At 70.5% G+C, this 13,214-nt stretch carries 13 protein-coding genes; 5 read left to right on the plus strand and 8 right to left on the minus strand.

Annotated elements, in window-relative coordinates; all coding sequences use genetic code 11:
- Positions 1 to 17: 17 nt before the first annotated feature.
- The 8 genes from BLQ34_RS14045 to rpmH form a co-directional block, all read right to left on the minus strand.
- Entirely contained in the window at positions 18 to 1,124 is a 1,107-nt protein-coding gene (locus BLQ34_RS14045) for a ParB/RepB/Spo0J family partition protein (protein ID WP_091786720.1), read from the minus strand.
- An 11-nt stretch (positions 1,125 to 1,135) separates the two neighbouring features.
- The gene (locus tag BLQ34_RS14050) at positions 1,136 to 2,296 is read right to left on the minus strand and encodes a ParA family protein (protein WP_269457296.1); all 1,161 of its coding nucleotides are present in this window, start codon (positions 2,294 to 2,296) and stop codon (positions 1,136 to 1,138) included.
- Between the two features lie 355 nt (positions 2,297 to 2,651).
- Positions 2,652 to 3,335 carry a 16S rRNA (guanine(527)-N(7))-methyltransferase RsmG gene (gene rsmG, locus BLQ34_RS14055; RefSeq protein WP_231961191.1) on the minus strand — a complete coding sequence of 228 codons (684 nt, stop codon included), beginning with the start codon at positions 3,333 to 3,335 and terminating at the stop codon, positions 2,652 to 2,654.
- 184 nt (positions 3,336 to 3,519) lie between these two features.
- Positions 3,520 to 4,266, minus strand: a complete 747-nt coding sequence (locus BLQ34_RS19170; RefSeq protein WP_197674709.1) for a Jag family protein — start codon at positions 4,264 to 4,266, stop codon at positions 3,520 to 3,522.
- 11 nt (positions 4,267 to 4,277) lie between these two features.
- Positions 4,278 to 5,378 (minus strand): membrane protein insertase YidC, encoded by a 1,101-nt coding sequence (yidC, locus tag BLQ34_RS14065; RefSeq protein WP_091786725.1) that lies wholly within the window; start codon positions 5,376 to 5,378, stop codon positions 4,278 to 4,280.
- A gap of 102 nt (positions 5,379 to 5,480) precedes the next feature.
- Positions 5,481 to 5,756, minus strand: a complete 276-nt coding sequence (gene yidD / locus BLQ34_RS14070) for a membrane protein insertion efficiency factor YidD (protein ID WP_091786727.1) — start codon at positions 5,754 to 5,756, stop codon at positions 5,481 to 5,483.
- Positions 5,753 to 6,121: a ribonuclease P protein component gene (rnpA, locus tag BLQ34_RS14075; protein WP_091786730.1), complete on the minus strand. Its 369-nt coding sequence runs from the start codon at positions 6,119 to 6,121 to the stop codon at positions 5,753 to 5,755. The genes yidD and rnpA overlap by 4 nt, the downstream gene beginning before the upstream one ends.
- A 10-nt stretch (positions 6,122 to 6,131) precedes the next feature.
- On the minus strand, positions 6,132 to 6,269 hold the full coding sequence (rpmH, locus tag BLQ34_RS14080) for a 50S ribosomal protein L34 (protein WP_056882794.1): 138 nt from the start codon (positions 6,267 to 6,269) through the stop codon (positions 6,132 to 6,134).
- 462 nt (positions 6,270 to 6,731) lie between these two features.
- Between rpmH and dnaA the strand changes: the two genes are divergently transcribed.
- The 5 genes from dnaA (at position 6,732) to BLQ34_RS14105 (ending at position 13,191) form a co-directional block, all read left to right on the plus strand.
- Positions 6,732 to 8,261 carry a chromosomal replication initiator protein DnaA gene (gene dnaA, locus BLQ34_RS14085; protein WP_091790017.1) on the plus strand — a complete coding sequence of 510 codons (1,530 nt, stop codon included), beginning with the start codon at positions 6,732 to 6,734 and terminating at the stop codon, positions 8,259 to 8,261.
- A 697-nt stretch (positions 8,262 to 8,958) separates the two neighbouring features.
- A complete protein-coding gene (dnaN, locus tag BLQ34_RS14090) occupies positions 8,959 to 10,092 on the plus strand; it encodes a DNA polymerase III subunit beta (RefSeq protein ID WP_091786733.1) in 1,134 nt (377 codons plus the stop codon).
- A 115-nt stretch (positions 10,093 to 10,207) separates the two neighbouring features.
- Positions 10,208 to 11,314 (plus strand): phosphogluconate dehydrogenase (NAD(+)-dependent, decarboxylating), encoded by a 1,107-nt coding sequence (gene gnd / locus BLQ34_RS14095; protein WP_091786736.1) that lies wholly within the window; start codon positions 10,208 to 10,210, stop codon positions 11,312 to 11,314.
- Positions 11,315 to 11,336: 22 nt separating this feature from the next.
- Positions 11,337 to 12,536 carry a DNA replication/repair protein RecF gene (recF, locus tag BLQ34_RS14100; protein ID WP_091786739.1) on the plus strand — a complete coding sequence of 400 codons (1,200 nt, stop codon included), beginning with the start codon at positions 11,337 to 11,339 and terminating at the stop codon, positions 12,534 to 12,536.
- Positions 12,529 to 13,191: a DUF721 domain-containing protein gene (locus BLQ34_RS14105; protein ID WP_331712508.1), complete on the plus strand. Its 663-nt coding sequence runs from the start codon at positions 12,529 to 12,531 to the stop codon at positions 13,189 to 13,191. The genes recF and BLQ34_RS14105 overlap by 8 nt, the downstream gene beginning before the upstream one ends.
- Positions 13,192 to 13,214: the final 23 nt, after the last annotated feature.

The following is a 13,214-nucleotide window of genomic DNA, read 5'->3' on the forward strand; positions in this document are numbered from 1 at the left end:
CCGAGTCAGATGGCTGGTCAGGCGCTGCGGTCGACGCCGAGCAGGTCGACGATCCGGTTGAGGTCCTCCACGGAGGCGAACTCGACGGTGAGCTTGCCCTTGCGCTGACCCAGCGCGATGTTGACCCGGGTGTCGAACCGGTCGGACAGCCGAGCAGCCAGGTCGTCGAGCTGGGGGTGCCGTGACCCGGCGCGCGGACGACGCGGCTTGGCCACCTCGTCCGGCCCGCCGACCGCGACGAGCTCCTCGACGTTGCGCACGCTGAGCCCCTCGGCGACGATCCGCTGGGCGACCCGCTCCATCGCCGCGCCGTCGGGCAGTCCCAGCAGCGCACGAGCGTGGCCGGCGGAGAGCACCCCGGCGGCGACCCGTCGGGCGACCAGCGGGGGCAGCTTGAGCAGACGCAGCGTGTTGGAGATCTGCGGCCGCGACCGGCCGATCCGCCCAGCCAGCTCGTCGTGCGTGCAGCCGAAGTCCTCGAGCAGCTGCTGGTAGGCCGCAGCCTCCTCCAGCGCGTTCAGCTGGCTGCGGTGCAGGTTCTCCAGGAGGGCGTCGCGCAGCAGGTCGTCGTCGTCGGTCTCCTTGACGATGGCCGGCACGGTGGCCTTGCCGGCCTCCTGGGAGGCCCGCCACCGGCGCTCACCCATGATCAGCTCGTACCGCACTCCCTCGGGTGCGTTGGCCAGGTCGTCAGGCCCCTGACCTGCAGGAATGGGGCGGATGACGATGGGCTGCAGCACCCCGATCTCGCGGATCGAGTGCACCAGCTCGGCCATGTCGTCCTCGTCGAAGACCGCCCGTGGCTGACGCGGGTTGGGGCGGATCTGCCCGACCGGGATCTCGCCGTAGGACGCCCCGGGCACCGGGGCCAGCCCGGGACCCTGCGCGGCCGGCGCCTCGGCAGTGCTGCTGCCGTCGGCACGGGTCTGGTCGCCACCCGCGGGACGGTCGGTCGCGTCATCCGCTCCAGCACCGCCCGCCGAGTCGGGCTCCCCCGAAGCAGTGTCGACTCCGGTGCGGGAGTCGGGGAAGAACACGTCCACCGGACGACCGTTCGGGGACGTCGGGGCGTTGGGGATGAGGGCTCCCAGGCCCCGGCCGAGGGCGCGTCGCTTCTCGCTCATGGTCTCTTCTCTCACTGCTGGGCGGATGATGGCTGCGTGGAGGCGGGCCTGGGTGTCGTGCTGGCGGCGCCGCGGTCGGCGAGCTCGGCGGCGGCGCCGAGGTAGGACAGGGCCCCGCTGGAGTTCGGGTCGTAGGTCATCACAGTCTGGCCGTGGCTGGGCGCCTCGGAGATCCGCACCGAGCGCGGCACCGTGTTCTGGAGCACCTGCTCGGGGAAGTGGGTGCGCACCTCCTCGGCGACCTGGGCCGACAGCCGGGTCCGGCCGTCATACATCGTCAGGAGGATGGTCGACACGTGCAGGGTCGGGTTCAGATGGTTGCGGATCAGCTCGATGTTCTTGAGCAGCTGCGAGAGGCCTTCCAGCGCGTAGTACTCGCACTGGATCGGGATGAAGACCTCCTGGGCTGCCACGAACGCGTTGACGGTGAGCAGCCCCAGGCTGGGCGGGCAGTCGATCAGCACGTAGTCAGGAGCGGGGCGACCATCCGCGCCCGCCTTCTCGAGGTAAGCGGCGATCGCCTTCTGGAGACGGGTCTCACGAGCCACCAGGGAGACCAGCTCGATCTCCGCACCGGCGAGGTCGATGGTGGCCGGCGCACACCACAGCCCGGCGATGTCGGGGCACTCCTGCACCACGTCGGCCAGCGGGGTGCCCTCGACGAGCACGTCGTAGATGCTGGGCACCTCGGCGTGATGGTCGATCCCCAGGGCAGTGCTGGCGTTGCCCTGCGGATCGATGTCGATGACCAGGACGGTGAGCCCCGCCTGGGCCAGACCGGCGGCCACGTTGACCGTGGTGGTGGTCTTGCCGACGCCGCCCTTCTGGTTCGCCACGGTGAGGACCCGGGTCGCCGCGGGCTTGGGGAAGACCCGGCCGGTCAGCGCGATCCGCTTGCGGGCGTCTTCGGCCACGGCGCGGGCCAGCGGGGTGTCGTGGTCTCCGCGTGGAAGGACTGCGGCGACCTCGGCCCGGTCGTCAGTTTCACGTGAAACGGCCGTCGCCACCGCCTCCAGGGCCTCGGCAGCTGCTACCGCATCGCCCCGGTGAAGAGCGTCCGGAAGGCCATTCGCGACCTGGTCGGATGGGTCGGTCGTGCCCTCGTCAAACGGGTCCTGCTTGCCCTGGTCGGACGAGTTGGTCGTGCCCTCGTCGGAGGGTGCCTGACTCATCACGGTGGCGTCTCCCTGGGTGGTTCCACGTGAAACATCGGCGGTCTCGGGTCGTGGCGACAGTGTCGGTGCGGTGTCCGTCAGCGTCTCGGTTTCACGTGAAACACCAGCGTCGGGACCGGCCGTGTCGGCTACCGGCCAACCCAAGGGGGTGCTGGCGCCACCGAGCCGCTGCGGCCACCCGAGTCCTCGGGTCAGATGCAGGGTTGCAGCAGTCACGCAGTCACCTCGTTGGCCATGGGCATCATCCAACCCTACGTCGTCGGCGTGTCACAACGCGGGAGGCCAGACCCGAGCAAAGCCGCTCGATCAACGTCTGATGCCGGGTGACAGCAGGCCCGGCGAGAGCGCTGCGTCAGCGGGGGTGGTGCTTCCCGCCACGCTGGGGGTCTGTGGCCGAGCCCCGGTCCGGGCGCCGCTCCGAACGTCGTTCCGTTCGCCGCTTGGCCGCAGCACGCGGGGCCGGGCGGGTGCCGATCGTGAGCTGCAGGGTGGTCGTCGGCACGGGCAGCACGTCCGCGCCATAGACCTCGATCCGTGCGGCGGTCATGCCGAGCTTGCGCAACGCCTTCTCCTCGGCCTCGAGCTCAGCCGCGGCGGAGTCGCCCTTCAGGGCGACGAGCGTCCCGCCGTCCCGGAGGAGGGGGAAGGTCCAGCGGGCCAGCTTGTCGATCCGCGCGACCGCCCTGGCCGTGGCGAAGGGGGCCGACAACGAGCCGTGGAACTCCTCGGCCCGACCGCGGTGCACCGTGCAGTTGCCGAGCTCCAGCTCCTCGATCGTGGCCGACAGCCAGTTGGTGCGGCGCAGCATCGGCTCGACCAGGTGCAGGTGCAGGTCGGGGCGCGCGATCGCGAGGGCCAGACCGGGCAGGCCAGCGCCCGAACCGACGTCGACGACGGCGGCGCCGGAGGGGAAGGCCGGCTGCACGACCGCGCAGTTCAGCAGGTGTCGCTCCCAGAGGATCGGCACCTCGCGGGGTCCGATCAACCCGTGCGAGACGCCGGTGTCGGCCAGGATCCGGGCGAAGTGTTCGGCCACCGGGCGGCGGGTCCCGAAGACGGCGTCCGCCGTGGGGGGTGCCCCTGGTGCCGACTCAGGCCCGGCCGTGGGGGACGACGCGACGGGCGCGGTCCCGGTGTCCCCGGTCCCGCGCCCGTCGTCGCTGGCTTCGCGCGATGTCATGCGTGCTGTTTCACGTGAAACACGTCGTGGTCGGCGCCGGTCAGGCCGGCAGGATGACGACGTAGCGCTTGGGCTCGACGCCGTCGGACTCGGAGGACAGGCCGGCTGCGAGGACCTCGTCGTGCACGACCTTGCGCTCGAAGGCGGTCATCGGGTCGAGCGCGGCCTTCTCGCCGGACGCCTTGACCTGCTCGATCGCGGTGTGCGCGAGCTCGACCAGGCTCGACCGGCGCTCGGCGCGGTGGCCGGCCACGTCGAGCATCAGCCGACTGCGCTCACCGGTCGCTGACTGCACGGCGAGTCGCGTCAGTTCCTGCAGCGCCTCGAGCACCTTGCCGTCCTGGCCGACCAGCCGACGCGGGACCCGGCCCTCGTCGGAGTCGACGATCGAGACCGCCGCCCGGTCACCGTCGACGTCGACGTCGATGTCTCCATCGAGGTCGGCGATGTCGAGCAGGGTCTCGAGGAAGTCGGCCGCCACCTCACCCTCGCGCTCGAGGTCGGCCACCTTGGCCGGACGGCGGCGCCCCGGCGCCGCGCCGGTCTCGCCGCTCTCGCCGCTCTCGCCGTCCCCACCGGGCGCACCCGGCTGGTCGTCCGCGTCGCCTTGGTCCGCGTCGCCTTCGTCCGCACCGACGGGGGACTTGGCGCCTGCGGGCTCGGTGGTGGTGGGCTCGGTGGCGACGTCAGCAGGAGCCGCAGCCGCCTGCCCGCCGGCGGCCTCGGTGGTCTCCTCCACGGCAGCGGTCTCGGTGTCGGCCACGACGGTGTCGTTGTGCTCGGTCATGGTGTTCGCTCTCAGTTCTCGGTCTGGGGCTTGGGCTCGGCGCTGCCGGAGGCCTGCTTGGGCTTGGCGGGCTTGGTCTGGTTCGCCGACTTGCTCGGGTTGGCGGGCTTGGCCTGGTTGGCGGGCTTGGCCGCGCCGGCCGGCTTGGCCGGCTTGGCCGGGCCGCCCTTCTTCTTCTTGTTGCGGGTGGGCTGGACCCGCTGTCCGCTGGGCTTCGACTCCTCGACGCTCTCGGGCTTGTCGAGGCCCTTGACGGTGAACTCCTCGACCGGCTTGCCCTTCTTGCGCCGCCGTTCCTGCATCGCCTTCTCGGCGGCCGACCCGGGCGCGGGCATGTTGCGGATCACGTAGAACTGCTGGCACATCGACCAGACGTTGGTGGTGAGCCAGTAGAGCAGGACACCGATGGGGAAGTTGACGCCGGAGATGGCGAAGAAGATCGGCATCAGGTAGAGCAGCATCTTCTGCTGCTTGGCGAACGGGTTGTCCAGCGCCGAGGCCGGCATGTTCTTCATCATCAGCTGACGCTGGGTGGTGAAGGTGCTGGCCGACATCAGCACGATCAGGACGACGGTGACGATCTGCACGGTCACGCTGTTGGCGCCGATGAACCGGTCGGACAGCTGCGCGCCGAAGAAGGTCGACGCCTCCGCCTCACCGGCCAGCTTGCGCGAGATCGGCCCGATCGGGTCGGTGGTGCCCTCGGAGATCTTCTTGAGGCCGTTGAGCACCCGGAAGAGACCGAAGAAGAACGGTGACTGGAGCAGGATCGGCAGGCACGAGCTGAACGGGTTGGTCCCGGTGCGCTTGTAGAGGTCCATCGTCTCCTGCGTCATGGCCTGACGGGAGTCGGGGTCCTTCTTGTCCTTGTACTTGGCCTGGATCTTCTGCATCTCGGGCTGGATCAGCTGCATCCGGCGCGACGCGTGGATCTGCCGCACGAACAGCGGGATCATCGCCGCCCGCATCACCACCACGAGCCCCACGATCGACAGGGTCCAGGCGACCCCGGACGCCGACGGGATGCCGAGGGCCGTGAAGAGGTAGTGCCAGCCGTAGAGGATCCACGCCACGATCCACTCGAACGGGTAGATCAGGTCACTGAAGCTCATGTCGTCCTCAATCTGGTGGTGTCCCGTCGTGGTGACGGTCCACCGGTGGTTCCGGTCGCGTGGCGGGTATGCCGCGTGGCCGGCAGGTCTGGGTCCGCGCCGCTAGGCGGCGTGGGCGGGGGTGTGCGGGTGCCGGGCTGGAACGTGGTCGACCCCTCCGGCGGCCCACGGGTGGCACCTACCCAACCGCCGCAGCGCGAGCCAGGTTCCCTTCACGGGGCCGAACCGGCGCAGGGCGGTCAGGGCGTAGGTGGAGCAGGAGGGGTAGTAGCGGCAGGTCGGGGGCGTCATCGGGGAGATGAAGCGCTGGTAGAACAGCAGCAACCCGACCAGCGGGGCCGCCACGGCCTTGCCGACGACCCGCCCCACGGCGCTCATGCCCGGGCCCGGCCCAGGCGAGTGGCCACCTTCGCGAGCAGCGCGTCGAGCTCGGCGCCCAAGGAAGTCGAATTCGCTTGTGCCGCAACGGGATTCGCGCGGATCACGAGGTCTGTGCCGCGGGGGATGGTATCGAGTCGGGCAGCCACCAGCGCGCGCAGCCGGCGCTTGGTGCGGTTGCGGACGACGGCTCCGCCGACGGCCTTGGAGACAACAAAACCGACCCGCGGCGGTTGTCCCGCACGCGCGTCGGCCTGGTTGGCGTGGACCACGATCAGCGTGGAGCCAGCTCGGGCTCCCCTGGGCCCCCGGAACGTCGCCACGAAGTCCGAGCTCGCACGGAGCCGGTGCCCCGCGGGCAGCACGGGGTGGGCCTCAGGCGGAGAGCTCGGAGCGGCCCTTGGCGCGACGGGCCGACAGGATGGCGCGGCCGGCGCGGGTGCGCATGCGCAGGCGGAAGCCGTGGGTCTTGGCCCGACGACGGTTGTTCGGCTGGAAAGTACGCTTGCTCACGAGGATCTCCGTTACTGGTCAGGCCCGGGTGGCCTGCTGAGTGCTTGGGCGCCTGATCGGCCGCAATCGGAGACCCGTGCTGGTTCCACGGTCGGAAGACCGGCGATCCAGGGGTGTCACGGGCATGCGAAAACGGCCGACAGGCCTGCTCAACGGTACGCGAGCGCGACAGGCACGGTCAAACCAGCGCCGGCCACCCGGCATACCGAGCGCTTTTAGCACCTGGGACGAGTCGCGCGGCGACGGACACGCCGCACGGCCACCCACGATTTCGTCGTCGCGGGCCAATTTTCAGTCGTTTCGCTTGCCGCTGCCCCACCGCTGTTGTTAGCGTCCCTCCTCGTCCCATTCCTTGCCCACAGGTTGTGGATAACCGTGTGGACAAGGCACAGTGGACCAGCACCATGACCCTGCGACAGGGGCAGCGCCAGCAGGACGACCGTCGAAAGGGATGTGGAACCGGTGAGTGACACGGATCTGGACTTCACTCAGATCTGGCAGAACACCATCGCCACCCTCGACGCCGACGGGCTCCCGGCCCGCGAGCGCGCCTTCCTCACCCTGGCCCGCCTCGCCGGCCTGCTCGACGGGACCGCGCTGGTCAAGGTGCCGAACGACTACACCAAGGACGTCGTCGAGCAGCGGGTCCGCGATGCCGTGACCCGCGCCCTGTCGTCCCAGCTCGGCGAGCAGGTGCACCTCGCGGTCACCGTCGACACCTCGCTCGAGCAGGCCCAGCACACCGAGGACACCACGGGGTTCGTCGAGGGAGCCGGGTTCGGCGACGGGGCGCAGCTCGGCGAGCCCGGCCAGCCGGTCACCCTCCATGCGGGGAGCACGCTCGGCACGCCGGTCCCGGTGAGCACCACGGGCCAGGCCGACAACGTCTTCCCCCTCACCCCGGTGGCCGAGCCGCAGCGCCGGCCGCGCGACGAGGTGCTCAGCGTCACCGACGAGTCGGCGACCCGGCTCAACCCGAAGTACACCTTCGACACCTTCGTCATCGGCGCCAGCAACCGGTTCGCCCACGCGGCGGCGGTCGCGGTGGCCGAGGCGCCGGCCAAGGCGTACAACCCGCTGTTCGTCTACGGCGAGTCCGGGCTGGGCAAGACCCACCTGCTGCACGCCATCGGGCACTACGCCCGCAACCTCTACCCCCACGTCAAGGTGCGCTACGTGAACTCGGAGGAGTTCACCAACGACTTCATCAACAGCATCCGCGACGACAAGGCGAGCAACTTCCAGCGCCGCTACCGCGACGTCGACGTGCTCCTCATCGACGACATCCAGTTCCTCCAGGGCAAGGTGCAGACGCAGGAGGAGTTCTTCCACACCTTCAACACGCTGCACAACGCGAACAAGCAGGTCGTCATCACCAGTGACCTGCCGCCCAAGCTGCTCAGCGGCTTCGAGGAGCGGATGCGCAGCCGGTTCGAGTGGGGCCTGCTCACCGACGTCCAGCCGCCCGACCTCGAGACCCGCATCGCGATCCTGCGCAAGAAGGCCATCCAGGAGCGGATGAGCGCGCCCGACGACGTGCTGGAGTTCATCGCCAGCCGGATCTCGACCAACATCCGCGAGCTCGAGGGCGCCCTGATCCGCGTGACGGCGTTCGCCAGCCTCAACCGGCAGAGCGTCGACATGGGCCTGGCCGAGATCGTGCTCAAGGACCTGATCCCCAACGAGCAGGGCTCGCAGATCACCAGCGCGACGATCATGGCCCAGACCGCGGCCTACTTCGGCCTCACCATCGAGGACCTCTGTGGCACCTCGCGCTCCCGGGTGCTCGTCACGGCCCGCCAGATCGCGATGTACCTGTGCCGCGAGCTCACCGACCTGTCGCTGCCCAAGATCGGGCAGCAGTTCGGTGGCCGCGACCACACCACCGTCATGCACGCCGACAAGAAGATCCGCCAGCTGATGGCCGAGCGGCGGGCGATCTACAACCAGGTCACCGAGCTGACCAACCGGATCAAGCAGCAGTCCCGCTGAGCCGGTCCCGGTCGGCTGTCCACCGGTCCCCGGAGTTCTCCACAACCTTGTGCACAGCTGTGCGGGCTTGTTCACCTGGTCGTCATCTTGGTGCGGGGCCGCACGAGACACCCCACCGCCTGCTCACGACGTGCTCAGACGAGCGCCGTTGAGCAGGGGAAACCGGACATTCCGGCCGTGCGGCCCAGCGTCCACACCTGTGGACAACTCTGTGGGTATGTCCGGGGTCCCACGGCCATCGACCGAACGGCTGATCTTTCCCCTCACCCTGTGGACAACCGGTGGACAACGCGTGCACGACCTCGCCCCGACCTGGGGACAACCGGGTATGGCGTGTGGACACCGTGTGGGCGGCCGTGCCGGTTCCACAGGTGGCAGCAGCTTGTCCGCCGGGCCGTCCACGGGTCGTGCACACCGGCCGCGCCGCGCTGACCTGCGAGGACGTCGCTCGTCCACAGGATCCACACCCCCTATGACAACGATGAGACCTCTCCACTCAGCGATCCAGCCCCGAGTACCAAGGAGATGACCTGACCCAGCTCTCCCGACCGGGAACGACAGGAAAACCGCCAACCACGCGACGCCAACCTGATTACCGGATCCGGGTTGGCCGACCGCACCCTGAGCACTAGGGTCAGTCCCCCATCACATTGTTGGAGTTCACGCGGCCTGGCCGCACGCGAAGGGCAGGTAGACGGTGAAGTTCCGGGTCGAACGTGAGGTCCTCGCCGATGCCGTGACCTGGGTGGCCCGAGGGCTGCCGGCGAGGCCGCCGGTGCCGGTGCTGGCCGGCGTGCTGCTCGAGGCCGACGAGGCCGGCACGCTCACTCTCTCGGCGTTCGACTACGAGGTCTCGGCCAAGATCACCGTCGCGGCCGAGGTCGCCGAGGGCGGCACGGTCCTGGTGCTGGGCCGGCTGCTGGCCGACATCTCGCGCAACCTGCCGGCCAAGCCGGTCGACCTGGCCACCGAGGGCAACAAGGTCTCGGTCACCTGTGGTTCGTCGCGGTTCAGCCTGATGCAGATGCCGGCCGACGACTACCCGACGCTGCCGACCTCCCCCACTGCCAGCGGCACCATCGCCGGCGACGTCTTCACCCAGGCGGTCGCGCAGGTGTCCATCGCCGCCGACCGCGGTGACACCCTGCCGATCCTCACCGGGGTCCGGGTCGAGATCGACGGCGACAAGATGACGCTGCTCGCGACCGACCGCTACCGGCTGGCGATGCGCGAGCTCACCTGGAACCCCGAGGCCACCGACGCCAGCCACCTCGCGCTGGTCCCGGCCCGCACCCTCTCCGAGACCGCGAAGGCGCTCGGCGCCTCCGGCTCGATCGAGCTCGCCCTCGGCTCCAACGCCGGTGGCGACGGCCTGGTCGGCTTCGAGGCCGGTCAGCGCCGCACCACCACCCGGCTGCTCGACGGCGAGTACCCGAAGGTCACCTCGATCTTCCCGACCAGCGTCGACACCGAGGCCGTCATCAAGACCTCCGAGCTGATCGAGGCGGTCAAGCGCGTCGCGCTCGTCGCCGAGCGCAACACACCGGTGCGGCTGCGCTTCACCGACGGCCAGGTCGCCATCGAGGCCGGCACCGGTGACGACGCCCAAGCGTCCGAGGCGGTCGAGTCGACCCTCACCGGACCCGAGCTCGAGATCGCCTTCAACCCGCAGTTCCTGCTCGACGGACTCGGGGCCGTGGGCACCGACTACTCGCGGTTCTCCTTCACCCAGCCGTCCCGTCCCGCCGTGCTCTCCGGCCAGGACGACATCGAGGGCGAGGCCGACACCTCCTACCGCTACGTCCTCATGCCGGTTCGCTTCGCGAGCTGACCACACCCGGGCGTAGCCTGAGCACCGCCACGGGGTGCCGCGCCGGCACCGCCGAGGCGCGTCACGGCATACCGCACCACGCACACGCTCCACCCACTCGAAAGGGCGACGTCTCATGCAGCTCGGTCTGATCGGTCTCGGCAAGATGGGTGGCAACATGCGCGAGCGGATCCGCCGCGCAGGGCACGAGGTGGTGGGTTTCGACCGCAACCCCGACGTCTCCGACGTGAAGTCGATGGCCGCCCTGGTCAAGGCCCTGGACGCGCCCCGGACCGTGTGGGTGATGGTGCCGTCCGGCGCGCCCACCCGCGACACCGTCGTCCAGCTGTCCAAGCTGCTCGACAAGGGCGACCTGGTCGTCGATGGTGGCAACAGCCGCTTCACCGACGACTTCGAGAACGAGAAGCTGTTGAAGGCCAACGGAATCGGCTACGTCGACTGCGGCGTCAGCGGCGGTATCTGGGGTCTGGAGAACGGCTACGGCCTGATGGTCGGCGGATCCGCGGCCAACGTCCGCAAGGTGATGCCGATCTTCGACGCGCTGCGCCCCGAGGGTCCGCGCGAGGAGGGCTTCGTGCACGCCGGCAAGGTGGGTGCCGGCCACTACGCGAAGATGGTCCACAACGGCATCGAGTACGGCCTGATGGCGGCGTACGCCGAGGGCTACGAGCTGCTCGAGGCCAAGGACATCGTCACCGACGTGCCCGGCGCCTTCAAGGCGTGGACCCGTGGCACCGTCGTCCGGTCCTGGCTGCTCGACCTGCTCGTCGACGCGCTGGAGAAGAACCCGCACCTCGAGGACGTCTCGGGTTACACCGTCGACTCCGGTGAGGGCCGCTGGACCGTCGAGGAGGCGATCGCCAACTCGGTGCCGATGCCGGTCATCTCCGCGTCCCTGTTCTCCCGGTTCGCCTCGCGCCAGCAGGAGTCGCCCACGATGCAGGCCGTCGCGGCGCTGCGTGGTGGCTTCGGTGGGCACCAGGTCATGTCGGTCGCCGAGGGGGAGAAGCTGCGGGCCGACGGCGCGCCCAAGCACGAGAAGGCCGTCGCCGCCAAGGCCGCCGCCAAGGAGAAGCCGACCAAGAGCCCGGCCAAGGCCGCCGCGAAGGGCCGCAAGGCCGCCTCGGCCGGTCCGTCGTCGGGCACTGGCTCGACCCGTGGCTCCGGCGCAACCTCCGGCTCGGGCTCGACCCGCAAGCGCGCGGCCAAGAAGTCCAGCTGACCGAGCACCCGAACGGACGCCGATGCACGTCCGGCACCTGACCGTCGCCGACTTCCGCAGCTACTCGGCGGCCGAGCTGCCGCTCGCGCCCGGGGTGACGACGCTGGTCGGGCTCAACGGCCAGGGCAAGACCAACCTGGTCGAGGCGATCGGCTACCTCGCGACCCTCTCGAGCCACCGGGTCTCGACCGACCAGCCACTGGTGCGGTTCGGGGCCGAGCAGGCGGTGATCCGCGGGGCCGTCGTCCGGGACGGCCGCGAGACGCTGCTCGAGCTCGAGCTCAACCCGGGTCGCGCCAACCGTGCCCGCCTCGGCCGCTCCCCCGTCACCCGTCCCCGCGACGTGCTCGGCACCCTGCGCACCGTGCTCTTCGCCCCCGAGGACCTCGCCCTCGTCAAGGGTGACCCGTCCGAGCGACGACGCTTCCTCGACGACCTGCTGGTGGCGCGACAGCCCCGGTGGGCCGGGGTCCGCAGCGACTACGACAAGGCGCTGAAGCAGCGCAACGCCCTGCTGAAGTCGGCCCAACCGTTGCTGCGCAAGGGATCTCGGCGTCGACCGGCCAGGCCGACCGACGAGCCGGTGGATGACGCCCGCGCCTCGGCCCTGCACACCCTCGACGTCTGGAACGACCACCTGGCCGCGGTCGGCTCGCAGCTGCTCTACGCCCGGCTCCGGCTGCTGCGCGACCTGGCTCCCTACCTGGCCAAGGCCTACGACGAGGTCAGCGCCGGGCAGTCCGACGCGCGGGTCTCCTACAAGAGCAGCCTGCGTGAGGCGGCCGCCGTGTCGCTGGCCGCCGGGGAGGTGCCCGAGATCGAGGCGCTGCGGGCCGAGCTGCTGGCGACCTTCGCCGAGGTCCGCGACAAGGAGGTCGAGCGGGGCATCTCGCTGGTCGGGCCGCACCGCGACGACCTGGTGCTCACGCTGGGCGAGCTCCCGGCCAAGGGCTACGCCAGCCACGGCGAGAGCTGGTCGTTCGCGCTGGGACTCAAGCTGGCGGCATACCAGCTGCTGCGGCACGACCTCGGCGACGACCCGGTGCTGATCCTCGACGACGTGTTCGCCGAGCTCGACACCGGCCGTCGCGAACGGCTGGCCGCGATGGTCGCGGACTGCGAGCAGGTGCTGATCACCGCGGCGGTCGACGCGGACGTGCCGAAGAGCCTGACCGGGCAGACCTTCGGGGTCACCCTCGGCGAGGTGGTGCGGCGTGACTGAGCCACCGCCGGACCTCCCCGAGCAGGTCGTGGTCACCGACCCCGCGACCGGTGACGGCCGGGCCGACTCCGCCGACTCCGCCGACCGGGCCGACCGGGCCGGCGCCAGCTCCGGCCCGGCCTCCGACGAGACCGGCACCCTCGGCACCCTCGGCACCCCCGCCGACCTGGTCGACGACGCGGCCGAGGCGGCGCTCGCGCGGGCCCGGGCCGCCGCGCGTGACAAGGGTCTGCGGCCCGGCCTGAAGCCGATGCGGCGCCGGCAGCCCGGCCGACCGGCCCCCGCCAAGGACTCCGACCGCCGCGACCCGCTGCTGCTCGGCGACCAGATGGACCGGTTGCTGGCCGACCGCGGCTGGAAGGTCGACGTCGCGGTCGGGTCGGTGATGGGCCGCTGGCCGGACATCGTCGGCGCGGAGGTGGCGCAGCACTGCACGCCGGTGACCTTCGAGCTGGGCGTGTTGACCGTGCGCGCGGACTCCACGGCCTGGGCCACCCAGCTCAAGCTGCTGGAGTCGGCCATCATGAGCCGGCTCGAGGGCGAGGTCGGCAAGGGCACCGTGACCGCGCTCAGGATCGTCGGGCCCAGTGCGCCGTCCTGGTCCAAGGGACCGCGGCGTTCGCAGGGGCCCGGCCCCCGGGACACCTACGGCTGAGCAGCGACCTGCCGGGCTGCCTA

The organism is Pedococcus dokdonensis (assembly GCF_900104525.1).
Classification (GTDB): domain Bacteria; phylum Actinomycetota; class Actinomycetes; order Actinomycetales; family Dermatophilaceae; genus Pedococcus; species Pedococcus dokdonensis.